20 protein-coding genes are annotated in these 23,685 nt (G+C 71.9%); 6 read left to right on the top strand and 14 right to left on the bottom strand.

From position 1 onward, the window contains the following. Window positions 1-69: 69 nt before the first annotated feature. The 8 genes from BL253_RS08525 to BL253_RS08490 all read right to left on the bottom strand — a co-directional run bounded on the left by BL253_RS08525 (window position 70) and on the right by BL253_RS08490 (window position 9,058). Window positions 70-588, bottom strand: coding sequence for a DinB family protein (locus tag BL253_RS08525; RefSeq protein ID WP_076815223.1), 519 nt, complete (start codon window positions 586-588; stop codon window positions 70-72). After that, window positions 581-1,267, bottom strand: a complete 687-nt coding sequence (locus BL253_RS08520) for a mycothiol-dependent nitroreductase Rv2466c family protein (protein WP_076815221.1) — start codon at window positions 1,265-1,267, stop codon at window positions 581-583. Before BL253_RS08520 ends, BL253_RS08525 begins: the two co-directional genes overlap by 8 nt. A gap of 327 nt (window positions 1,268-1,594) precedes the next feature. Beyond that, the gene (locus BL253_RS08515) at window positions 1,595-2,353 is read right to left on the bottom strand and encodes an ABC transporter ATP-binding protein (RefSeq protein ID WP_241834630.1); all 759 of its coding nucleotides are present in this window, start codon (window positions 2,351-2,353) and stop codon (window positions 1,595-1,597) included. A 106-nt stretch (window positions 2,354-2,459) separates the two neighbouring features. Further along, the gene (locus tag BL253_RS08510; protein WP_076815219.1) at window positions 2,460-5,165 is read right to left on the bottom strand and encodes a branched-chain amino acid ABC transporter permease/ATP-binding protein; all 2,706 of its coding nucleotides are present in this window, start codon (window positions 5,163-5,165) and stop codon (window positions 2,460-2,462) included. 163 nt (window positions 5,166-5,328) lie between these two features. Further along, window positions 5,329-5,814, bottom strand: coding sequence for a pyridoxamine 5'-phosphate oxidase family protein (locus tag BL253_RS08505; RefSeq protein WP_076815217.1), 486 nt, complete (start codon window positions 5,812-5,814; stop codon window positions 5,329-5,331). Between the two features lie 38 nt (window positions 5,815-5,852). Beyond that, window positions 5,853-6,659 carry an enoyl-CoA hydratase-related protein gene (locus BL253_RS08500; RefSeq protein WP_241834629.1) on the bottom strand — a complete coding sequence of 269 codons (807 nt, stop codon included), beginning with the start codon at window positions 6,657-6,659 and terminating at the stop codon, window positions 5,853-5,855. Beyond that, window positions 6,652-7,545, bottom strand: a complete 894-nt coding sequence (locus BL253_RS08495) for an amidohydrolase family protein (protein WP_076815215.1) — start codon at window positions 7,543-7,545, stop codon at window positions 6,652-6,654. The genes BL253_RS08500 and BL253_RS08495 overlap by 8 nt, the downstream gene beginning before the upstream one ends. A gap of 40 nt (window positions 7,546-7,585) precedes the next feature. Then, entirely contained in the window at window positions 7,586-9,058 is a 1,473-nt protein-coding gene (locus BL253_RS08490) for a carboxylesterase/lipase family protein (RefSeq protein WP_076815387.1), read from the bottom strand. 112 nt (window positions 9,059-9,170) lie between these two features. On the opposite strand from BL253_RS08490, the gene BL253_RS08485 reads away from it, so the two are divergent. Then, window positions 9,171-10,889, top strand: a complete 1,719-nt coding sequence (locus tag BL253_RS08485; RefSeq protein WP_076815213.1) for a class I adenylate-forming enzyme family protein — start codon at window positions 9,171-9,173, stop codon at window positions 10,887-10,889. Window positions 10,890-10,901: 12 nt separating this feature from the next. Then, window positions 10,902-11,405 carry an HtaA domain-containing protein gene (locus tag BL253_RS08480; RefSeq protein WP_076815211.1) on the top strand — a complete coding sequence of 168 codons (504 nt, stop codon included), beginning with the start codon at window positions 10,902-10,904 and terminating at the stop codon, window positions 11,403-11,405. Between the two features lie 69 nt (window positions 11,406-11,474). Here the strand turns inward: BL253_RS08480 and BL253_RS08475 are convergent, their stop codons facing one another. The 4 genes from BL253_RS08475 to BL253_RS08460 all read right to left on the bottom strand — a co-directional run bounded on the left by BL253_RS08475 (window position 11,475) and on the right by BL253_RS08460 (window position 15,897). Then, window positions 11,475-12,308 (bottom strand): SDR family NAD(P)-dependent oxidoreductase, encoded by an 834-nt coding sequence (locus BL253_RS08475; protein ID WP_076815209.1) that lies wholly within the window; start codon window positions 12,306-12,308, stop codon window positions 11,475-11,477. Next, the gene (locus tag BL253_RS08470) at window positions 12,305-13,270 is read right to left on the bottom strand and encodes an enoyl-CoA hydratase (protein WP_076815208.1); all 966 of its coding nucleotides are present in this window, start codon (window positions 13,268-13,270) and stop codon (window positions 12,305-12,307) included. Before BL253_RS08470 ends, BL253_RS08475 begins: the two co-directional genes overlap by 4 nt. Window positions 13,271-13,399: 129 nt before the next feature. Next, on the bottom strand, window positions 13,400-14,464 hold the full coding sequence (locus BL253_RS08465; RefSeq protein ID WP_198946213.1) for a cyclase family protein: 1,065 nt from the start codon (window positions 14,462-14,464) through the stop codon (window positions 13,400-13,402). Between the two features lie 38 nt (window positions 14,465-14,502). After that, window positions 14,503-15,897: an aldehyde dehydrogenase family protein gene (locus tag BL253_RS08460; protein WP_076815206.1), complete on the bottom strand. Its 1,395-nt coding sequence runs from the start codon at window positions 15,895-15,897 to the stop codon at window positions 14,503-14,505. 226 nt (window positions 15,898-16,123) lie between these two features. On the opposite strand from BL253_RS08460, the gene BL253_RS08455 reads away from it, so the two are divergent. From BL253_RS08455 to BL253_RS08440, 4 genes are all read left to right on the top strand, one after another. Next, on the top strand, window positions 16,124-17,341 hold the full coding sequence (locus BL253_RS08455; protein WP_081438112.1) for a cytochrome P450: 1,218 nt from the start codon (window positions 16,124-16,126) through the stop codon (window positions 17,339-17,341). A gap of 128 nt (window positions 17,342-17,469) precedes the next feature. Further along, window positions 17,470-18,666 (top strand): acyl-CoA dehydrogenase family protein, encoded by a 1,197-nt coding sequence (locus tag BL253_RS08450; RefSeq protein WP_076815204.1) that lies wholly within the window; start codon window positions 17,470-17,472, stop codon window positions 18,664-18,666. Further along, a complete protein-coding gene (locus tag BL253_RS08445; protein WP_076815202.1) occupies window positions 18,663-19,838 on the top strand; it encodes an acyl-CoA dehydrogenase family protein in 1,176 nt (391 codons plus the stop codon). Before BL253_RS08450 ends, BL253_RS08445 begins: the two co-directional genes overlap by 4 nt. Before the next feature lie 47 nt (window positions 19,839-19,885). Next, entirely contained in the window at window positions 19,886-21,499 is a 1,614-nt protein-coding gene (locus BL253_RS08440; protein ID WP_076815200.1) for a GMC family oxidoreductase, read from the top strand. 134 nt (window positions 21,500-21,633) lie between these two features. Here BL253_RS08440 and BL253_RS08435 read toward each other — a convergent pair whose 3' ends face one another. Further along, window positions 21,634-22,083 (bottom strand): nuclear transport factor 2 family protein, encoded by a 450-nt coding sequence (locus BL253_RS08435; protein ID WP_076815198.1) that lies wholly within the window; start codon window positions 22,081-22,083, stop codon window positions 21,634-21,636. A gap of 78 nt (window positions 22,084-22,161) precedes the next feature. Next, complete coding sequence (locus tag BL253_RS08430) at window positions 22,162-23,610, bottom strand: NAD-dependent succinate-semialdehyde dehydrogenase (RefSeq protein WP_076815196.1); 1,449 nt, start codon at window positions 23,608-23,610, stop codon at window positions 22,162-22,164. Between the last annotated feature and the right edge of the window lie 75 nt (window positions 23,611-23,685).

Raw genomic sequence — 23,685 nt, 5'->3', positions numbered from 1 at the left:
CGCCGTCAACGGCCGCCCGGTGGAGGTGCCGCGCTGGACGCGCCGGCCGCTCGGCCGGCCGCCGGTTCGCTAGAGGCCGACAACGCCGTCAAGGAGCTCTCTGATGATGTCCGCGTGGCCGTTGTGGCGCGCGTACTCCTGGATCATGTGCAGGTACACGGACCGCATCGAGACGAGTTTCTCCCGCCACACGCCGCAGTCGTCGAGGGTGCGGGACGCGGCCACCCGGCGGCTGTGATCGCACTGTTTCCGGTAGGTAGCCAGGTCCTCGTCCCAATCCACCTCGTCCAGCGGAACCAGCGGGCTGCCGTCCACCGAAGGGTCGTACCAGATACGCGGCAGGTCCGGCTTCTCCTCGAGAATCCGGCTGAACCAGTTCCGCTCGGTCTCCGCCAGGTGACGGACGAGCCCGTGCAGAGACAGGAGTGACGACGCCACGGGTCTGGACCTGCGCAGCTCGTCGCTGATCCCCTCGCATTTCAGCAGCAGCGTCGCGCGATGGAACTCAAGCCATCCGTCGAGCAGGTCGCGTTCTCCACGCAGATAGGTCGGCCGCGTCCTCGCGCGCCCTTCCGCGCTGTCACCCACGGCTCCTCACCCGGGGTGACGCGGCGGCGGAGCCCGTGGCCCGAGCGATCGCGAAGGGCTCGAAGACGGTGGCGATGTGCGCCTGCTGCACGGGTGACTTCGACCGCTGCATCTCGTAGAGGTGGGGGAACTCCGTCCAGGCCGTCACCACGTCCCACAGGCGACCGGCGGCCGGCCCGACCGGCGCCGGCGCGACGACGGGGCCGAACAGGACGTCACCGTCGTCGACCACGAGGGACGGCACACCGAAAACGCCCAGCTCGACCGCCCGGGCGTGATCCGCCCGCACCTCGTCATTCGTGGACTCGTCGCCGAGGGCCTCCTCGACAGTCGCCGGATCTTCCCCGAGCTCGGCGATCACCGCGTCGACACCGTCCCGGGTGTGGACCGCTCTTCCCTCCTCGTGGAGCATCCGGCCGGCGACCGCGTAGAACTCGCCGACCGCGTCATTCCCCTCTCCCTGGCGGCGCAGGTACGCGGCGATCCGCAGCAGGGACCACCCGAACGACCACGGGCGTTCCCACGGATGCTTCTTCTCTTCGCCGCGGTTGAACTCCTCCAGCGAGAAGAACCGCCAGGTCACGTCGACGTCCCGCTCGGAACGAATGGATCTGATCCATTTGCTGGTCTGGTAGGCCCACGGGCACATGACGTCGAAATAGAAGTCAACGGTAGCCATGATCTCCTGCTTCTCGACGTCGGCAGGCTCCCGCCCGCCCAGGCGCCCCCACGTCGCTCGCCTGGGCGCGCTGATGCGTCCGGGAAATATTCGTGTCAGCTTACCGCCACCAACTCGCCCGTCAAGGTCACCAGACGCCTACGCCGCCCCGCCGAGGCGACCGCGAGCCGGCTCGACGCCGCGGCCGGTGACCATGAGCGCCGTCGACCCGCCGACTCAGACCGTCAACCCTGGGGTCGCGCCGCGCGACCAGCCGGGACACCAGCGCCGTGCCGCACCCGCGCCCCGTCCCGATCTCACTCTGGCCGTGCGGTGGCGGAGAGGGGATCAGGCGCCCTCGCCGATGTACTTCTCGAACATGTTGCCCTGGAGCAGAGCGCTGGCGGGGCCGTCGTACACGATCTCGCCGCGGCGCAGAACGTAGGCGTGGTCGGCGATGGCCAGGGTGCGCAGGGCGTACTGGTCCACCAGGAGCAGGGCGACGTCCTTCTCCCGCAGGGTCTTCAGGAAGTCGAAGACCAGGTCGACGATGATGGGCGCGAGGCCGAGCGAGGGCTCGTCGACGAGGACCAGCTTCGGGTTCGCGACGTACGCCGCCGAGAGCGCCAGCATCTGCTGCTCGCCGCCGGACAGGGTGCCGGCCTTCTGCGAGAGCCGCTCGCCCAGGCGGGGGAACACCGACGTGGCGGTCTCGATGGTCTCCTTGGCCCCGGCCGCGTTGGACTGCATCAGCAGGTTCTCGCGCACGGTGAGGTTGCGGTACACGCCGCGGCCCTCGGGCACGTGGCACATGCCGCCCTTCGCGCGGCGGGCCGCGGACGCCCTGGTCACGTCCGTCCCGCCGACGAACACCTCGCCGGCGCTGGGCCGCATCAGGCCGGACGCCACCCGCAGCGACGTCGTCTTGCCGGCGCCGTTGGGGCCGATCAGGGCGGTCACCGAACCGGGGGCCACGGTGAGCGACACGTCGCGCAGCACGGCGGTGCTGCCGTAGCTGGCGCTGATGTTGCGCAGCTCGAGCGCGGGTGCCACGGATACGGGCGCCGCGGCGCCGTCCGCCTCRGCCAGGGTGAGTTGGTCAGTCACTGGTGCACCGTCTTCCTACCGCGCTTCCTGGCGGCGGGCTTCCTGCCGGGTGTCCTGGGCGCCGCGCTACTGCACGTCGCGCTACTGGGCGTCGCGATGCTCGATGTCATCCGACCGCTTCCTCGATCAGGTCGGACCGGGTCCCGGTCTCCGAGCCGAGGTACGCCGCCTGCACGACCGGACTGGTGCGGACCTCCTCCGGAGTGCCGTGGAAGAGCAGCTTCCCGAAGTCGAGAACATAGATCTCCGCGCAGATGCGCAGCACCAATGCCATGTCGTGCTCGACCAGCAGGATGCCGCAGCCTCGCGTCTCTACGACCCTGGTAAGCGTCTCGCCGAACCTCTCGGTCTCGACCGGGTCGAGACCCGAGGACGGCTCGTCGAGCAGCAGCGTGTCGAAGGGACCACTCAGGCACCGGGCGAGCTCGACCAGCCGGCGCTGACCGGTGGACAGCTGCCCGGCGTTCACGGCGCGCAGGTCGCTGATACCGCACAGCTCCATGGCGTACTCGGCCGCCTCCAGGGTCGCGCGCCGCTCCGCGCGGGTGGCCAGGACCTGACCACGCGGATTGGAGCCGGCCATGCCGGACTCGATGCCGAGCGCGACGTTCTCGCTCACGGTGAGCGAGTCGGCGAGCTGCATCAGCTGGAAGGTCCGGCCCAGTCCGCGGCGGCCGCGGGCGGCGGCGTTCAGGCTGGTCACGTCCTGGCTCTGGAGCAGCACCTGCCCGCTGGCCGGCGTGAGCAGCCCGCTGGCGGCGTTGAACATCGTGGTCTTGCCGGCGCCGTTGGGCCCGATGAGACCGGTGATCTGGCCGACCGAGGCCTTGAGGCTCACCTTGTCGACAGCGGTGCGACCGCCGTACCGGATGGTCAGGTCGCGGACCTCAAGACCGCTGGCGTTCGGCGGCATCGTCCACGGGTCGGCCTCGACCGCGACGAGCGGGCCGGTGTCCCTCTTCCGCGCGAACCGCCTGTCGATCCAGTCGCGGGCCTTCTGCGGAAGCGTGTCCGCGCCTCCCTGCGTCGCGATGATGATCGCGGAAAGGCCGAACAGCACGTTGAGCCACGGCTGCGCGTTGGGGCTGTGCCAGAACGCCGGGACGAGGGCGGCGACGACGGCGACGACGGCGTACCAGGGCTCCCGGAACGGCATCAGGGCGAGGGTGGCGACGAGGACCAGGGAGTAGTAGGCCGCGTAGTACTGGTCGCCAAGYACGACGTAGTTCACCGTGCTGCCGTAGAGGATGCCGCCGATCCCGGCGAAGTAGCCGGCGATGCAGAAGACGATCAGCCTGAGCAGGTTCGTGTTCAGGCCCAGGGTGCGGACGGCGAGCGGYGCCTCCGACAGGCCGCGCAGCGTGCGGCCCAGGCGGCTGCGGTGGACGACGATCATTAACAGCGCGCCRACCACGAAGAAGGCGACGACGACGTAGTACCAGCGTTCGTCCGAGTCCATGCCGCCCGGACGCGGCATCGGCCGGCCGGTGCCGGTGGTTCCGAAGAACCAGCCCTTCTGGTAGGCCCAGGCCTCCATGGACAGACCGAAGCCGAGTGTGGCCAGGGCGAGGAACAGTCCCTGCAACCGGATGGCCGGGAGGGCGAGGAGCGCCGCGACCGGGACCACGATCAGTGCCGAGAGCAGCACGCCGATCACCCAGGGCAGGTCCCAGCGGTCCGCGAGCTGCGCGAAGGTGACCGCGCCGATGGCGGCGAAGACCGCCTGGCACAGCGAGACCATGCCGGCCGTACGGACCAGGAGGCCCAGCGAGAACAGCACGATCGCCTGGGTCAGGCCGACGGTGAGGAACGTCAGCTGGCCGCTGAACAGCTGGGGTCCGAGCAGCAGGAGCGCCAGCACCACGACGCCGGCGAGGACGCGGGTGGCGGCCGGCCCCTGGTAGGGGATCTTCGGCGGCTGTTCGGAGCGCGAGGGCAGGTCAAGCCTGCGTTTGGGGATCACCATGAGCGCGACCAGCAGCAGGATGAACGGCAGCGCCGTGTTGAGGCCGCGCAGGGCCGGGGCGTCGATGGCGAACTTGGTGATCACGTTCGAGAACACGCCGATGACCAGGGCGCCGACGTAGGTCAGCGGGATGTTCGAGAAGGCTCCGACAGCCGCCGCCCCGAAGGCCTGCACCACCAGGAAGGTCATGGTCACCGAGTCGATGCCCGCCGTCGGGGCGATGAGTACCCCGGACAGGGCGGCGAAGGACGCGCCGATGCCCCACGACAGCCCCTGGACCGACCGCGGGCTGGTGCCGTGCAGGGCGACCAGGTCCGGATCGTTGACCACCGCGCGCATCGCCAGCCCGGTGCGGCTGACCCGGAAGAAGTAGTAGAGCAGCGCCACCGCGACCAGTGAGATCGCGATGATGGTCAGCTGGGCGTAGGTGATGTTGACGCCGCCGAATCGKACGATCTTGGTCGCCTTCGGCAGGAAGGGCTGCGGACGCAGGGAGTTGAAGCCGTACTTGACCGTGGCCAGCCCCTGGACCAGCAGCACGAGGCCCACGGTCGCCACGACCTTGAGTGCCGGCCGCTGGTTGCTCAGTCGCAGGCTCATCGCCGACAGCGCCAGGCCGAACAGCGGCCCGAACACGAACACCGCGATCAGGCCGGCTAACCACCAGCTCAACCCATGATCGATGTGCAGCCAGTAGAACACGAACGCGGCGGCCGCGGCGATCGCTCCGTGTCCGATGTTGAAGATGCCGGACGTCTTGTAGGTCAGAACCAGGCCGGTGCCGGCGAGGCCCAGGACCGAGCCGGTCACCAGACCGGCGACGATGAAGGGCAGGAAGGTGTCCACGGCCTACCTCGGGTCAGCTGGCGACGCACGGGCGTCGACCAGACTGCTGTCGGCTTCGTCTTGTCCTCTATAAATGGGCAAGACAGCCTCTAATGGTTGTGCAATAGTGCTCGACGAGAGGCGCGGCGTCAACCATCTGCCTCGCCCTCTTTGCCGCGAGGCTCTACGTGGCGGCCCGGCGCGGCCGCAGCGCCGGGTTCTTCCGGAAGTCCCAGCTGACCAGCCGGGTCGGCACCAGGCGCAGCCAGGCGTGYCTCCCGTCGGCGACGAACACGGGGACGCCGGCGTACTTCTCGGCGTAGCGACGCTCGGCATCGGCGAGCTCCGGCCGGTGCTCGGCCGTTCGAGGCACCTCCGAGGCCACCTCCACCGAACCGGCGAGCTCGACCCCGCGCAGCTCGTCGAACTCCACACCGGCGTCGACCACCACGCAGACGCGAGGGTCGCGCCGCAGGTTGGTCCAGCGCCGGCTGCGGACGATGGAGTTCAGCCACAGCGCCGATCCGTCCCACACGAACCACAGCGGCACGACGTGCGGGTGCCCGTCGGCGCCGGTCGTCGCGACCCGGCAGACCCGCTCCCCCGCGAGGAAGGCGTCCACCTCCTCAGGGCTCATCGCGATCGACCGGCCGCGGCGCTGCTCCCTCATCCGGCCTCCCTCATCCGACCCGTCTCGTTCGGTCCGCCTCATTCGGTCCGCCGTGTCCGCGGCTCCCCCAGCACGACCCGGCGCACGGCGTCGTCCGGGACCCAGCGCGGGGCGCGGCGCTCCTCGAAGGCGGCGTTCCCCTCGGCGCGGTCGCCGGACCCGCGCAGCGTGGTCATCGCCTCGTGCGTCGACCGCCACCCGACCTCGTCGGCGCCGTCGGAGACCGCCCGCAGCCCGGCGAACAGCTGGGCGACGGCCTCGGGCGCGCTCACACAGGTCGCGAGCGCGAGCGCGAGCGCGCTGGGCAGCACCTCGTCCGCGTCGACCAGGCGGTTGACCAGGCCGAGCCGGTGGGCCCGCTCGGCCTCGATGCGACCGGCGGTCAGCATCAGTTCGAGGGCCACGTTGCGCGGGAGCCGGTCCGGTGCCCGGAACAGCCCCCCGGCCGCGGGCACACGCCCGCGCGTGGTCTCGGGCAGCGCGAACCAGGCGGTGCGTGCCGCCACCACGAGGTCGGCGGCCAGCACCAGCTCGAAGCCCCCGCCCAGCGCCGGTCCGCCGACCGCCGCGACCAGCGGCTTGGTCCGGCGCCGCTTGATGACGCCGTACATCCCGCCGCGCTTCGTGTGCGGCCCGGCGCCTGTCCTGAGATCGGTGCCGGCGCAGAAGAACGGGCCCTGCGCGGCGAGCACCCCGACGCGCAGGCCGGGGTCGTCGTCGAGCCGGTCGAAGGCGGCGTCGAGCGCGAGGGTCATCTCCTCGTTGACGGCGTTGCGCTTCTCCGGCCGGTCCAGGGTGACGAGCAGCACCGGGCCGCGCGCCTCGGCGCGGACCAGCTCAGCCACGACGGGCCTGGACGCCGGTGCCCGTCGCGTCGAGCCGCTCGAGCGGCTCGGTCCAGCGCAACCAGGCGGCCAGGGCTCGGCCACACACCAACGCCCGCTCGTCGCCGTCCAGCTCGGGAAGGTGATGGACGAAGACGTCGACCAGATCGCCGTAGGGCACCGGTAGCCGGGACAGGTCGGAGCCGAAGAAGACGCGGTCGGCCCCGAACGCCTCGACGAGGCGGTAGACCGCCTCGGTGATCGACGGGTACGGCGGTCCCTCGGCCCCGAGGTCGAGGAAACAGGGCAGCGCCGACGCCTTGACCGCGATGTTCGCGTACGCCGCCAGCCGCGCCAGCGGTGCCACCGCCTCTGCCAGCGGGCGGTCGGAGGTCTCGACCGCGGCGTGGTCGACGGCGATCCGGAGGCCGGGGTACTCCCGCGCCAAGTCGCGGTAGAGGTCGTGGCGGCCGGGGGCGTAGACGCTCAGCGGGACGCCGTACCGCTCGGCGGCGGCGAAGAATCCGCTGCCGCGCGCGGCGGCCAGGGTGCCGGCGACATCCCCACGGTTGAGTGACATGCGGATCGCGCGCATCCCGGCGATCCCGCGCCAGTCCGCCAGCCTCTCGGCCTGGGCCGGGTCACCCGTGGCCCAGCGGCAGATCGCGCCGAAACGGCTCGGGTCGGCGGCCGCCGACCCGAGCACGTAGTCGTTGCGTGACCCCTCCCAGGTCGGGCCGAGCAGCAGCGCCCCACAGACGCCGGCCCTGGCCATCTCGGCCCGGACCTCCGGGACCTCGAGCGGCTCGGGTCGCTGCGGCTCGATGGCGTCGGCCGGCCAGGGCCGGGCCGGGGTGGACGCCTTCCACACGTGGATCTGGGCGTCGAGGACCAGAGGCGCTGTCATGGTGACCGCACCATAGCAGCACTACAAACTGCTTGTGGCATCAAAAGGGCCGGCCCGACCACGACTCACGGGCCTCGGCCCACGGGTCGGTCACCGTCGTGCTGGGCACGTCCAGGCGACGCGCGCATCCCTGGGCGCCGTAGCCCGGCCAGCCGGGATCCCCGTCGCGGACGAAGGCCACCCAGGCCGCGTGCACCTCGTCGGCGAGCGCCCGCGGCGCGGCCGGCCCGCGCAGCTCGATGCCCCACGGGTCGTCGAGGGTGTCGAAGACGAACGGGACCTCGAGGGTGTGGCAGGCGCCGACCCTGGCGTCGTGTGTCGGGGGCCGCCAGGCGAACTGGTAGGCGTGCACCGGGTTCCCGGCGTCACGGCGCGCGGCGACCAGCCGCTCGGTGGGCGCGACGCAGAACCAGTCGGACTGGATCGCGACGAACAGCTCGGCCGGGCTCGCGCCGGGCCGCCGCGACCGGTACGCCGAGATCATCGCCTCCGGGTCGGCGTGGATCCGGGCGGTCGTGGCCACCAGCGCCTCGTCGGTCAGCTTGTCCCACATCCCGGTGGGGGCGACGAACAGCCCGTACTCCTCGGCGTTCGCGCCGATCAGCAGGTCGACGTCGGGACTCGCGCCGGCGGCCACGGCCGCGAACGGGTGCTCGGGCAGGATGTCGCCGTCGACGACCGGCTGGAAGGTCAGCCGGGTGAACTCCGAGAACCGCGGGTCCTGGCCGGACGTCAGCCGGTTCATGACGAGGTTGCTCGCGGCGTGCAGCTTGTCGACCGGTACTCGCGCGATCGCGGCGGCCGTCGGTTCCACGCCCAGCTCGGTGGCCAGCTCGGCGGTCACCAGCCGGCCGCGCTCGGCGGTGTGCACGTGGTGCGCGGTGCCGCTCTGCGAGATGGCCCGGCGGAAGAGGCCGCGCGCCCGCGGCATGGCGAGCAGGGTGCACACCGCCATCGCGCCGGCCGACTCCCCGCAGACCGTGACCCGGCCCGGGTCGCCGCCGAAGGCCGCGATGTCCGCCCTGACCCATTCCAGCGCGGCGATCATGTCGAGCAGCCCGCGGTTGGGGGGCGCGTCGGGGAAGAGCCCGAAGCCCTCCGCCGCGAGCCGGTAGTTGATGGTCACGGCGACCACGCCGTCGCGCGCGAAGGCCGTGCCGTCGAACGCGGTCGTCGAGCCCGCGCCCGTGGCGAACCCGCCGCCGTGGATGAAGACGAGTACCGGTGCCCGCCCCGTGACATCCGGGGTCCAGACGTTCAGGTTGAGCCCGTTGTCGCCGGGGCGGTGTGGGTCGGGCAGCAGCGCGTCCATGACGGGCGACCGCTGCGGCGGGGTCGAGACGGTCGGCCCGTAGGCGGTGGCGTCGGCCACGCCCTGGTGTGGCTCCGGTGGCCCGGGGGCGGCGAAGCGGGCCGCGCCGACGGGCGCGGCCGCGTACGGGATTCCCTTGAACGCCCAGCCATGGCTCGTCGGCGCCCCTCGGAAGGCGCCCTGCCGGGTGGTCACGTCCACGCTCCACACCTCCCAACGAAGTTCAACTTATGTTGTTATGATGAAACATCATCGCAGGCGTTCCGCCAAGGGCGCCCGCGCCGCGCGGAGGCTGTGCGAAAGGTAGGGCGTCATGCCCCTGGACGAGGCGTCCCGGCTCCGGATCCTGACCGCGCCCGGCGGGGCGTTCCCGCTGGTGGAGGTCGATCTCGGCGGCGGCGCCCTGGAGGTGTTCGACCGGGACCCGCGCACCATGCGGGACGCGTTCCTCGCCACCGCCGCCCACGCCGACCGGACCGCGCTCGTCTTCCAGGACCGGCGATGGACCTATCAGGACCAGTGGTACACGGTTGTCGCCCTCGCCCACGCCCTGCGGGGCCTCGGCGTCGGCAAGGGCGACCGCGTCGGGATCGCGATGCGCAACTACCCCGAGTTCGCCTTCTCGTTCTGGGCGACGCAGCTGCTCGGCGCCGTGGCCGTGCCGTACAACGGCTGGCTGCGGACCGACGAGCTCGTCGAGGTCATGTCCGACTCCGGGCCGGTCGTGCTGGTCGCGGACCGGGAGCGGATCGCCCTGCTCGCCGAGGTCGACCTGGCGGCGATGGGCGTGCGCACGGTCGTCGCCGTGCGGTGCGAACAGACCCCGGCGGCCCGTGGCGAGGTCGTCGGCTTCGACGCGCTCGTGGCGGGCGTCGGCCAGGTCTCCGGCCCGCCCGAGGCCGACGTGTCGCCCGACGACCCGTCGACGATCATGTTCTCCTCCGGCACCACCGCCAAGCCGAAGGGGGCGATGCACACACATCGGAACCACACCGCGTCGCTGCTCAACAAGTACATCCGGGCGGTGCGCATCGTGCCCGCGACCCTTGAGGGACCACACGAGATCCTTCCGCCGGCGCCGTCCACGAAGGTGGTCACCTTCCCGTTCTTCCACGTCGCCGGGCTCAACACGCTCTACACGGCGTCCTACTCCGGGCACACCCTGGTGCTGATGTACAAGTGGGACGCCCAGGAGGCGGCCCGGCTCGTCGAGGCCGAGCAGGCCAACGAGCTGGCCGGTCCGCCGTTCGTCATCCAGACCTTCCTCGAGGCCGCGGCGGCCACCGCCCACGACCTCGGCAGCCTGCGCATCCTCGGGATGGGCGGGTCAGCCGCCCCCACCAAGGTCATCGCCGCCATGGCCGAGCGGTTCGGCGACCAGGTCACGCCGCGCACCGGCTACGGGCTGACCGAGACCACCTCCGGCGTCGTCTCGATCTCCGCCGCGGACCTCGCCGAGCACCCCGACAGCGTCGGCCGGCCGCTCCCGACCGCCGAGGTGGCGATCCTGGGCGAGAACGGCGAGCGGCTCGGCGTGGGCCAGGAGGGTGAGATCGCCATCCGCGGCCCGCAGGTGGTCACCGGCTATCTGGGCATGCCCGACGCCGACGAGCTGCGCGGTGGCTGGTTCCGGACCGGTGACCTCGGCAGGGTCGACGCCGCCGGGCTGATCTACATCGTCGGCCGGCTCAAGGACACCGTGATCCGCGGTGGCGAGAACATCCAGTGCGCCCAGGTCGAGGCCGTGCTCACGGCGCACCCCGACGTGGTCGAGGCCGCGGCCCTCGGCGCGCCGCACCCGACCCTGGGCGAGGAGCTCGTCGCCGTGGTGCGGGTACGCCCCGGCAGTGGCGTGGGGGCCGAGGAGCTGCGCGGGTTCGCGGCCCAGCGGCTGGCGGCCTTCAAGGTCCCGGCGCGCATCGCCGTCTCCGACATCGCGCTGCCGCGCACGCCGAGCGGCAAGGTGATCAAGCGGGACATCGTCTCGGCGCTGCACCTGGACGACCTCGTCCGGCCCRCCGCCGGCGCCTGATCGGTACGTCTCGTGTACGAGCTGCGCTGGAGCCTGCGCGCCAGCTTCTTCCGGTACGTGGCCGGGCTACGCGACGGCCGGGCCTCGGTCTCGGAGGGCGCGACGCTGACCATGGACGACCCGCAGTTGGTGGTCTACCCGGCGGACCCGGGCCGGACCTCCGACCAGGTGCTCGCGTTCAGGGGAGACCTGCGGCTCGGGGGCCACGGAGGGCTGCTGTTCGTCCGGCTGGCCCGCCCGCGGATCACCATGGGCGCGGCCGGGCCGGAGCTCGCCGGGCCGGAGCTCGCGAGGCAGGAGCTCGCGAGGCAGGAGCCGGCCGTGCTCTCGGTCGACAACCCGCTGACCGAGGACGGCACCGGTCCCCGGCTCGACCTGGTCACCCTGCGCCTGGCCCTCACCCCGGACGGCTGGGAGGGCGTCGACGTCCGGCTCACCGAGGCCGGCGTCGGGCTGTTCAACCACGTGTACGCCGCGGGCGACCCCTTCGACCCACTCACCGTCGTCCGTCGGTGACCGGCGGGGCCGGCACGGCGGCGGGGCCGGCACGGCCGGCCCCGCTCGGTGAGCACCGCCGCGCGCCCTTCAGCCCCGGCGTTCGGGCTCGGGCGAGCTGACGTTGAACAGGACGTGGTTGCCGCCGTCGACGACGATCGACTCGCCGGTCACGTGCCCGGCCAGCGGCGAGACGAGGAACAGCAGCACGCTGGCGATGTCCGAGGGATAGGCCAGCTTGCGCAGCGGTGTCTTGTCGATGTTCTCGCCTAGCAGCTCACCGGTCCATCGCGGGTTGGCCTGCTGCCGCGGGGTCCGGATGACTCCGGGTGCCACCGCGTTGACGCGGACGCCCAGCGGGCCGAGCTCGACGGCGGCGGTGCGGACCAGGGACATCAGCGCGGCCTTCATCGCCCCGTAGGCACTGAGCTTGGGGGAGCTCGCCATCCCCGCGACCGAGGCGACGAAGGCCATCGAGCCGCCGGTACTGGTGCGCTCCCAGAACCTCGCGGCATAGGTGATCGCGAGATAGGCGTGCTTGAGCACGAGATCGACATGGTAGGTCCAGTCGTCGTCGGTCAGGTCCTGGAGCGTCTTGTACCGGGCGAGACCGACGATGTCGACGACCCCGTCGAGCCGGCCGCACCGCTCCCCGACGAAGTCGAACAGCGCGGACATCGCGTCACGGTCGGTGATGTCACCCGTCCAGGCGATGCCGCCGACCTCGGCCGCGACCTTCTCGGCCCGCTCCCCCTCGCGGTCGACGCACACGACGGTCGCGCCGAAGGCGGACAGKGCGTGCGAGGTCTGCCGGCCGATGCCGAAGCCCGCGCCGAGGACCACGTGGACCTGGTCGTCGAGCCGCATCAGTCCGGCGTAGTCGGGGGTCCAGTCGGCGTCGCGGTCAGCCCAGGGCGCGGTCATCGCCCGGCCTCCGCCGGCCGCGCGACCCCCGCACCGGCGGCCTGCCCGGACGGCTCGCCCGGCGGCGGGGAGTCGTCCTGGTCGGGGTTCGCCGAGGACGGCCGCTTGCGCCACTCCACGGCGCCGTCCTCCACGGTCGCGTGGGCGACCCGGCCGCCGTGGATCTCCGCCCAGTGCGCGTGGTTGATCTGGTGCAGGCTGAAACAGGCCTGCAGCGAGTTGTAAAAGCCCATGTTGTCCTGGGTCTGGTTGACGGCCTCTTTGATCATCAACGCCGTCATCGTGGGCCGCAGGGCGATCTCGCGCGCGTAGTCGAGGGTCCGCTCGGCCAGCTCGTCGGCCGGGTAGATCTGGCTGACCATGCCGATCCGCCGCGCCTCCTCGATGCTGACGTCACCGCCGGTGAGCATCAGCTCCTTGGTCCGCCGCAGCCCGAACTCCCAGGGGTGGGCGAAGTACTCGACCCCGCACATCCCGAGCCGGGTGCCGACCGGGTCCGAGAAGGTGGTGCCCTCGGCGCCGACGATCAGGTCGCAGGACCAGGCGAAGGTCAGCCCCGCCGCGTGCACCGGCCCCCGCACCGAGCAGATAGTGATCTTGCGAAGGTTCCGCCACCGCAGCGAGTTCTGGTAGTAGTAGTGCCACTCCTGGAGAATGCGCTTCTCGGCGCTGCGCCGCGTGGCGCCGTTGGTCTGGAACGTCGGGTGCTGGTCGGGGCCCTCGGCCCKCTCCGTCGCGCGTTCCGGCGTTCCCATGTCGTGCCCGGACGAGAACGTCATGCCGTTGCCGGTCAGGATCACCACGCGCACCGTGTCGTCGGCCTCCGCGCGCAGCATCGCCTCGTCCAGCTCGACGAGCAGGCCGCGGTTCTGGGCGTTGCGATACCGCGGCCGGTTCAGCGTGATCCGGGCGATCGTGCCCTCGTCGAGCAGCTCATAGGTGATGAACCGGTAGTCCGACATGCTTGTCCTCTCGTGTCCGGCAATCATCGCGCCATCGATGGTCCCAGCTTTAACCATAACAACGACACGATTGGCCTGCGGCGCGTCCGCCCGTGGGACGCGTCCGGCCGGGGGCGCGGGCCGGGCGCGCTACTTGATCGCGATCGGGTTCAGCGGCGAGCCGACCGCGCCGGTCACGGTGAGCGGCTGGGCGCTGAGGAAGAACTCGTACACCCCGTCGGCCGCGCAGTCGGCGGCCAGCTCCTCCAGGTCCCAGATCTCCCCGATCAGGACTCCGGCGTTGACCAGGAAGATCACGTGCAGGGCGAACTTCACCTCCGGCAGGGACTCGCTGGGCACGCTCTCCAGCCCCCAGGTGTCGCCCGCGACCGCGGCGACCCCGCGCGGCAGCAGGTAGTGGGCGCTGCTCACGCCCAGCCCGGGGGCGGGGCCGGCGGCGTAGTCGCCCCAGTGCTCGTCGCCCTCCTCCCGGCGGCGGCGCATGTGCCCGGTGCGGATCAGGACGATGTCCCCCTGGCCGATCTCCACGTTCTGCGCCTCGGCGCAGGCCGCCATGTCGACGTCCTGGATGGCGTCCCCGGGCTCGAGCCAGTCCACGCCGTAGAAGCGCGGGAAGTCCAGCAGGACACCGCGCCCGACCACCCGGCCGGCGACCTGGGCGATGCTGTTGTGGACGGCTCCCTGGCTGGTGACCGACTCGGGGCCGTACCCGTTGTAGGTCACCCCGTCGTAGAAGACGTGGCAGAAGGCGTCCCACTGCGTCGCGCACTGAAGCGGCATGTAGATGCCGTCGTCCGTGGACTGCATGMCGTGCTGGGCGTTCTCCCAGTCGGCGAGCAGGTCACCGCCGTGYCGGTACATCTGGTGCTGGGGGTTCACCCGCGCCGTTTTCGAGGGCATCGGCCCGTCGCGGTCCAGCGGGATGGCCAGCGAGAAGGTCCTTCCGGTCCGGGCCAGGGCCGCGGCGGCGGACACCCGGTCCGGGGTGATGCGGTTGAGTGCGCCGGCCTCGTCGCCAGGCCCCCACGCTCCCCAGGTGCGGTAGCTCTGGGCAATCGCGTCGAGCTCGGCCTTGGTGTAGGTGCGTCGGGACGAGACGACGCGGCGGGCGTTGATCGGAGCGCTCCTCGATGGAGGTGATGCCGCCCGCGCCGTGTGCCGCCGCCGGGCCGGGGCCTGGACCGGCGGCGGCACACGGCGGGACGCGCGGCGGACGTGCCTGTGCGGGAAAGCTATGCGGGAAAGCCGTAGGTCTTGAGGTTGGCGAACATGTCGATGCCGGTGCGGCCGCCGAGCTCGCGGCCCACGCCGGAGCGCTTGGTCCCGCCGAACGGCGCCTCGGTCGGCGAGCCGAGGAAGGTGTTCACGCCCACGCCACCGGTGTCGATGCGGCCGGCGACCCGCAGCGCCTCCTCCTCCTCACCGAACACGGCGCCGCCGAGCCCGTACGGGTTGTCGTTGGCGAGCCTCACCGCGGCGTCGGCGTCCGGCACTCGGAAGATCATGCCGAGCGGGCCGAACGCCTCCTCGCGGTAGAGCCGCATCTCGGGCGTCACACCGGTGATCACGGCCGGCTTGAAGTAGAAGCCGGGGCCATCGATCCTGCCGCCTTCGAGGAGCACCGTCGCGCCCTTGGCGACCGCGTCGTCCAGTTGCTCCTGGAGCAGGTCGACGGCGGACTGGCTCGACATCGGCCCGACGGTCGCCTTCTCGTCGAACGGGTCGCCGAGGACCTGCGAGGCGAACACCGCGACATACCTCTCGGTGAGCTCGTCCGCGACCCCCTCGGTCGCGATCACCCGCTTCGGCAGCGCGCACGCCTGGCCACCCAGCACCAGCCGGCAGGCCGCCGCGGTGCCGGCGGCGAGCTCCACGTTCGCGGAGTCGAGCACGATGAACGCGTCGGAGCCGCCGAGCTCGAGCACGACGGGCTTGATGTGGCGGCTGGCCTGCTCGCCGACGGCCGAGCCGGCGCGGTCGGAGCCGGTGAGCGTCACGGCGCGCACGCGGTCGTCCGCGATCAGCGTCGAGACCTGGTCGGTCGAGGCGAGGATGGTCTGGTAGCAGCCCTCGGGGAACCCGGCCTCGCGGAAGATGTCGTCGAACATGAGTGTCGAGCCGGCGCAGATCTCGGCCGGTTTCACCAGCACGGTGTTCCCGAGGATCAGGTTGGGGGCCGTCGCGCGCATCGCCTGGTACAGCGGCGCGTTCCACGGCTCGATGCCGAGCACGACGCCGACGGGCTCCCGGCGCAGGACGAGCTTCGAGAATCCCGGTGACTCGATCACCTCGTCGGCGAGCTGCGCCTCGCCGTGCTCGGCGTAGTAGCGGAACATGCTGACGGCGCCGGCGCCCTCGCCCAGCGAGTAGGGCAGGATCTTCCCCATCTCCAGGGAGGCCTGGTGGGCCAGCTCCGGGAGCCTGGCCTCGATCAGGTCCGCGACCTTGGCGAAGAGCGCCACGCGCTCCGCGAGCGGAACCTCGCRCCAGGTCAGGTAGGCCTGATGAGCCAGCGCCAGCTTCGCCTCCAGCTCGGCGTCGGCGAGGAACGGGTACTCGCGCAGAAGCTCACCGGTCGCCGGGTTCAGTGACCGGTAGGTACGTGTCGCGGTCGGGGCTGCGGTCACCGGGGGTCCTCCTGTGCTGGCGCGTTGCTGTGATGGTTAAGTACATCTCAGTCGACTCAAAACAGTAGTGCAGCACGACACGAAGCGCGAGGCCCAGCTTGCGCCCGAGGACGGCCCGGCTGCCTGGCTCGTTTTGACCACCACTTGTGGTGTAGGCCACGATGACTGCAAACTTGTTTATACCATTATTGGCCGACGGCCGGACCGACCGCATCCGAGGTGCCGCATGGAGATCGACCTGCTCGACCCCGCTCACTACGTGGTGGGGCAGCCCTACGAGCTGTACAAGTACCTGCGGGAGAACGACCCGATCCACTGGCAGGCCGAGCACGACGGCGGCCCGGGCTTCTACGCGCTCACCCGGTACGCCGACGTGAAGGCCCTCGAGACCGACTCGGACACCTTCGGCAACGCCCCGACGACGCTGATCAGCGACACCGCCGTGCAGGGCGACGCGACCCACCAGCACCTGATCTTCTCCGACCCACCGCACCACACCCCGCACCGCAGGCTGCTCAGTCCCGAGCTCAGCCCGATGACGGTCCGCTCGCAGCAGGAGGTGCTCGAGGGGCTGGTCAACGACATCATCGACCGGGTCATCGAGAAGGGCGCCTGCAACTTCGTCGACGACATCGCCGGGCGCATGGCCAGCTTCGTGATGGCCGACCTGATCGGGCTCCCCCGCGAGCAGTCCCTGGTCATGTTCAACGCCGCGGCCACCCTTGCCCGGGGCAGYGACCCGTCCCACGGCATCGGCGCGGAGGCGATCACCACCCTCTACAACTGGGCCAGCGAGGCCTACCGGGAGCGGACCGACTCGCCGCGGGACGACATGCTCACCAAGATCGCGCACGCCGAGGTGCTCGACATCCCCTTCGACGAGTTCCAGTTCCAGCTCGACTTCCAGCTCCTGGTCTCCGCCGGCAGCGACACCTCGCGCAACGTCCTGGCCACCGGGATGAACCGCCTCTTCCAGCACCCCGAGGCGCACCGAGCGCTCGTCGACGACCCCTCCCTGGTCCCCCAGGCGGTCGAGGAGATGCTGCGCTACGACCCGCCGATCGTCTTCCAGCGCCGGACCGCCACCCGCGACGCCGAGTTCGCCGGCGTCCCGGTCAGCAAGGGGACCAAGCTGGTCAGCTACTACGGCGCCGCGAACCGCGATCCCCGGGTGTTCGCCGACCCCGACACCTTCGACATCCACCGCCACCCCAACCCGCACCTCGCCTTCGGCGCCGGCCGGCACTTCTGCCTGGGATCGCACCTGGCACGCGCCGAGCTGGTCGCCATGTTCACGGCGCTGGTGACCCGGATGCCCGACCTGCGACCGGCCGGCGACGTCGAGTGGCACCAGCACCCGCAGACGCCGTCGGTGGTGGGGCCGAACGAGATACCGGTCCGGTTCACCCCCGGAGACCGGGTCGGGGACGCCGTGCTCGCCTGAGCGCTGGGCCGGTCGACAGCACCTTCAATAATGTTTAAGTTATGTTAGACGAGCCGTCTCGCCTGAATCAGTGATGTTGTAAGCAGGTAGAGTCTCGGCATCACCGTCATCCGCCGCGAAGGGACACGATGACCGCGCCCACAGCGACCGTCTCCGACGCCGCGCTGGTCGAGGAGACCGCCCGTCGGGTGCTGGCCGAGCACCCACCTGTCTCGACGCCGATCCCCGAGCTGATGGGCGCGTGGTACGACGCCGGGCTCACCTGGGTGCACTTCCCGGCGGGCCTCGGCGGCCTGGACGCGCCTCGCGCCCTGCAGCCGCTGGCGAACCGCCTCCTGCGTGCGGCCGGCGGCCCCGAGCCACGCACCGTCAACACCATTGGCTACGGGATCGTGGCCGGCACCATCCGGCGGTACGCCGACCCCGAGCTCGCGGCCCGGCTGCTGCGCCCGCTGGCCACCGGCGAGGAGAAGTGGTGCCAGCTGTTCAGCGAGCCGGGCGCCGGCTCCGACCTCGCGGGTCTCGCCACCCGTGCGGTCCGTGACGGTGACGGCTGGCGCGTCAACGGCCAGAAGGTCTGGAACAGCCTCGCCCACCTCTCCCGCTGGGCCGTCCTGCTGGCCCGCACCGATCCCGACGTGCCCAAGCACAAGGGCCTGACCTACTTCATCGTCGACATGCGGACCCCGGGCATCGACGTCCGGCCGCTGCGCCAGATCACCGGGCGCGCGGCGTTCAACGAGGTGTTCCTCGACGACGTCCACATCCCCGACTCCCAGCGTTTCGGCGGGGTCGGCGAGGGCTGGCTCGTGGCCAACAGCACGCTCGGCGACGAGCGGACATCGCTCGGCGACCGGGTCGCGGCCCGCGGCAGCGGCCCGGTCGCCGACGCGCTCGCGCTGTGGGCGGCGCACCCCGAGCGGCACACACCGGTGCTCCGGGAGCGGCTGACGCGGCTGTGGGTACGCGCGGAGTCCCAGCGGCTGACCGGGGACCGCGCCCGGGTCGCGGCCAGCAAGGGGGTGGCGGGCGCGGAGAGCGCGATCATCAAGCTGCTCAACTCCGAGCTGTCGCAGGCCGTGTACGACTTCTGCCTGGAGCTGCTCGGTCCCGAGGGCACGCTCATCGACACCTACTCGCTCGAGGCTCCCGACGACGAGTCGGGCCCGGCGGCGATCCAGCGCAAGTACCTGCGCTGCCGGGCCACCACCCTCGAGGGCGGCACCTCGGAGATCATGCGCAACGTCATCGGTGAGCGGTCGCTGAAGCTGCCGCGGGAGCCGCGCGCCGACCAGGGCCTCGCGTGGAAGGACATTCCCCGATGACGCGGGAGTTCGAGTTCGACGACGAGATCGTCGCGCTGCGGTCCATGGTGCGCGAGTTCTGCGCCGAGTTCTCGCCCGAGCCGGTGGTGYGGACCACGATGGAGTCGGAGCCGGGCCACGATCCGGATCTCTGGCGGCGCCTCGGCGGCGAGCTCGGCGTGCTGGGGCTCGCCGTGCCCGAGGCGTACGGCGGCGACGACGTCGGGCTGGTCGCGCAGGCGGTCGTCGTCGACGAGCTCGGCGCGGCCCTGGTCTGCGGGCCGGTGCTCGGCACCCTCGCCCTCGCCATGCCCGCCCTGGTGGCGATCTCCGACGAGGACGCGAAGCGGGAGCTCCTGGGGCCGCTGTGCTCGGGCGAGCGGGTCGCCACGCTGGTCGCGCCGCTGTCCGGCGGCCGCCTCGACGACGCCGCGGTCACGATCCACGCCGAGCGGGACGGCGAGGGTGACGGCGAGCGCTGGCGGCTGTCCGGAGCGGTCGCGCAGGTCCCGGACGGCGCCAGCGCCGACACGCTCCTGGTCGTCGCGACGGCTGGTCCCGGCATCGCCACGGCTGGTCCCGGTTGCGACCTCGCGCTGTTCGCCGTCCAGGGCGACGCGGCGGGGCTGACCCGGACGCCGCTGACCACGCTCGACCTGACCCGCCGCCAGGCCGCGCTGACCTTCGACGCGACCCCCGCACGGCTGCTGGCCACCGGATCCGAGGCGGCGCGCGCGTGCGAGCGAGCCGCCCAGGTGGCCGCCGTGCTGCTGGCGGCCGAGTCGGTCGGCGGCGCGCAGCGGATGCTCGACGTCACCGTCGAGCACGTCAGCACCCGCAAGCAGTTCGGCCAGCCGGTCGGCGCGTTCCAGGCCGTCAAGCACCGCTGCGCGAACATGCTCATCGCGGTCGAGACCGCCCGCTCGGCGGCGTACCACGGCGCCTGGGCGCTCCAGGACGGCACCGACGACCCCCGGCTCGCGGCCAGTCTGGCCAAGGCCGTGGCGAGCGAGTCCTACCACGCGGTCACCGCGGCGGCCATCCAGCTGCACGGCGGCCTCGGCTTCACCTGGGAGGGCTCGCCGCACCTCTACTTCAAGCGGGCCAGCACCGACGGGCTGACGCTCGGCACCGCCACCCAGCACCTGGAGCGGGTGGCCGAGCTGACGCTCGACGTGCTCACCCCGGCGTAACGCCCGCTCACGGCCCCGAAGGAGACCCGGCCCCGAAGGAGAACAGCGTGGAGTTCGACTACGTCATCATCGGCTCCGGCGCCGGCGGCTCGGTGCTCGCCGAGCGGCTCTCGGCCGGCTCCCGGGCCAGCGTCCTGGTGATCGAGGCCGGCGGCCACGACCGCAACCCGGTGCACAGGATCCCCAAGGGCTTCTTCTTCACCATGCACTCCGCGCGGTACGCCAAGAAGTTCACCGCCGGCCCGTTCGGCCCCGACGGCGCCACCGACGAGTGGTGGCGGGGCCGCGTGGTCGGCGGCTCGACGACCATCAACGGACTGGTCTGGAACCGCGGCTGGGCCGGCGACTTCGACCAGCTGGTCGCCGACGGCAACGCCGGCTGGGGCTGGGACACCTTCCTCGACGCGTACCGGCACCTGGAGTCCTTCCAGCTCGGCGCGTCCGACCTGCACGGCGGCAGCGGGCCGGTCAGCGTCGAGATCACCGCCCCCGCCGAGCCGGTCTCCGAGGCGTTCATGGAGTCCTGCGCGGCGGCCGGCGTGACGCGGGTGCTCGACATCAACGGCTCCGACGACGCCCGCACCGGCTACACCCAGTTCTCCACCAGGCGCGGCACCCGGGTCACCGCGGCCGGCGCCTTCCTGCGCCCGGCCCTCCGGCGCGGCCACGTCACGCTGATGACAGGGGCCGAGGTCGGCCGGATCCTCTTCGACGGCACCCGCGCGGTCGGCGTCCTGGCCCGGCGTGGCGGGGAGCAGGTCGAGATCCGCGCGCGTCGCGAGGTGCTGGTCTGCGGCGGCTCGCTCGACACTCCCATCCTGCTGGAGCGCTCCGGCGTGGGCCGCGCGGACGTGCTCGACCGGGCCGGCGTCAAGCTGGTGGTGGAGAGCCCGAACGTCGGCGAGAAGCTGAACGAGCATCGCGGGCTGCGGTTCATGTACAGGCTCCGGCCCGGTGCCGCCGCCGGCTTCAACCCGCTCGTGAACAGCCAGGCCAAGCGGATGTACCAGGGCGCGARGTACCTGGTCCGGCGCGACGGCATCATCGCCCAGGGCTCGGCGACCTGCCTGGTCTACTTCAGGGCCGACGAGAGCTCCGACCGACCCGACACGTGCGGCTTCTTCAACCCCATCTCGATGAAGGGGAAGACGATGCACAACGACAGGCTCGCGGTCGACGACGAGCCCGGGATGATGCTGGCGGCCTACCCGCTGCGCCCGACGAGCCGGGGCCACATCCACATCACCGGCCCGGACCCCGAGGATCCCGTCGCGATCCAGCCCAACTTCCTCGACACCGAGGCGGACCGGCGGATCCTGTCCAAGGTCGGCCCACGGGTGCGCGAGATCTTCGGCTCCGGCCCGGTCGCCGACCTCGTCACCGACGAGCGGATCCCCGGCCCGGACGTCCGTACCGAGGCGGACTTCGAGCGGGTGGGGCTGTTCCAGGGCGCGTCGGGCTACCACCCGCTCGGCAGCTGCGCCATGGGACCTGGCGACGACGACGTGGTCGACGAGCGGCTGCGCGTGCGCGGGACGACCGGGCTGCGGATCGTGGACGCGTCCGTCTTCCCGCGCCAGCCCTCGGGCAACACGTCCGCGCCGACCCAGGCGCTGGCCTGGCACGCGGCCTCGCTGATCCTGACGGACGCGGACTCCTGACGGACGCGGACTCCTGACGGACGCGTGGCCGTACGCGGCCAGGCGGCGCGCCCCCGCGTCCGCGCCCGCGGGGCGGTGACACCGGCGGGCGCGCCGCCTGGCCTGGCCGGCGCGCCGCCTCGCCGCCCTCGCGGTCAGCCGCGGCTGACCTCGTCGTCGACCGTGTAGGTCCGCTTCCACTTCAGGAACACGCGACGCTCGGTGATCCGCCACCCGTCGGGAGTGCGGGCCAGGGTGTCCTCGTAGGACCCGCCGCCGGACACCCGCACGACCTGGCCCTCCCGGTCACCCCGGCGGCCGGTCTCCATCTGGAAGTGCGAGAACGCCGTGGCGGTGTCCCCGTCGAGCGTGATGATCGTGTTGTAGAGCGGGTGCTGGGCGAACAACCAGGCCGGATCGGGCTTGCTGAGCCGCCCGCGCATCTGGTCACGGGTCTCGCGCCTGCCACCCATCGGGGTGAAGTCGATGATCCCGTCGGGCGTGAACGCGAGGTCCCACTCCTCCCACCTGCGCTCGTCCAGGCCGACGGCGTAGTGGCGCATCGCCTTCTCGATGTCGAGCCGGTCCCGCAGTTGGTCGGTCATCCCGCTCCTGTCCTGGTCCCTGGTGGTGCTGGTGCTGGTACCGCTCCGTCCCCGGTCGGGGTCCGTCCGTGCCGCCGCTCAGTCGCGCCAGTCGACGGTGAAGTACTGGGTCTCGAGGAACTCCTCGAGACCGGCCCGGGCGCCCTCGCGGCCCAGGCCGCTCTGCTTCATGCCGCCGAACGGCGCGGACGGGTCGGACACGAGCCCGCGGTTGATGCCGACCATGCCGGCGTCGATCCGCTCGGCGAGCCGCAGCGCACGGCCGAGGTCGCCGGCGACGACGTAGGCGGCGAGCCCCATCTCGGTGTCGTTGACCATCCGCAGCAGGGTCTCCTCGTCGGTCCAGGTCACCAGCGGGGCGACCGGGCCGAAGATCTCGTTGCGAACGACGTCGGCGTCGGCGGGGACGTCGACCAGCACGGTCGGCGGGTAGTAGAACCCGCCGGCCTCGGGAACCGGGGCCTGGTGGCTGACGACGGCCCCGCGGGAGATCGCCTGGTCGACCAGGGCACCGACCTCCGTGACGGCGCGGGCCGAGATCAGTGGGCCGATGTCATGCCCGTCCGCGGCCGGGCCGACGGTGAGCTTCTCGACGGCGGCGCCGAACCGGTCGGCGAAGTCGGCGGCCACGGCGGCGTGCACGTAGAACCGGTTCGCCGCGGTGCAGGCCTGGCCGCCACCGCGGAACTTGGCCACCATCGCGGCCTCGACGGCGAGGTCCAGGTCGGCGTCGGCCGTGATCACGAACGGCGCGTTGCCGCCCAGCTCCATCGAGGCGTTGACGACCCGGTCCGCGGCCTGCCGCAGCAGCACCCGGCCCACCTCGGTGGAGCCGGTGAACGAGATCTTGCGAACCCGCGGGTCGGCCAGCCAGGCCGACACCAGCGGGCCGGAACGCTTGGTCGGGACCACGTTCACGACGCCGGCCGGCAGCCCCGCCTCGACCAGCAGGCGGGTCAGCGCCAGCGTGGTCAGCGGCGTCTCCGACGCCGGCTTGAGCACCGTGGTGCAGCCGGCGGCCAGCGCCGGCGCGAGCTTGCGGGTCGCCATCGCGGCCGGGAAGTTCCACGGCGTCACCAGGGCGGCCACACCCACGGGCTTGTGCGTGACCACGGTCCGGGTGCCGCCCGCCGGGCCGGCCCCGAAGCCACCCGCCGTGCGCACCGCCTCCTCGGAGAACCAGCGGAAGAACTCCGCCGCGTAGGTGATCTCGGCCCGCGCGTCGGCGAGCGCCTTGCCGTTCTCGGCGCTGATCAACGCGGCGAGCCGCTCGCGGTCGCGCAGCATGAGCTCGAAGGTGCGGCGCAACAGCTCCGAGCGTTCCCGCGGTGCCGTCGCCGCCCAGCGCGGGAACGCGGCGGCCGCGGCGTCGACCGCGGCGGTGCCGTCCGCCTCCGAGCCGTCGGACACCCGGGAGACCACGGCGCCGGTCGCCGGGTCGAGGACGTCGAACTCACCGGCCGAGCCAGCGCGCCAGCGGCCGCCGACGAAGACGTCGGCGCGGGCGGAATCACGGTCCGAAAACATAGGAACATTATTCCAAACATAATTACAACCGTCCAGCCGCCGTGGCCGCGGACCAACGCCCAGACGAGGAGGCCG

Origin of the sequence: Pseudofrankia asymbiotica (assembly GCF_001983105.1) — a bacterium.
GTDB classification, from domain to species: domain Bacteria; phylum Actinomycetota; class Actinomycetes; order Frankiales; family Frankiaceae; genus Pseudofrankia; species Pseudofrankia asymbiotica.
The sequence above is the reverse complement of the archived record's forward strand: the minus strand, read 5'-3'. Positions and strand labels throughout refer to the sequence as shown.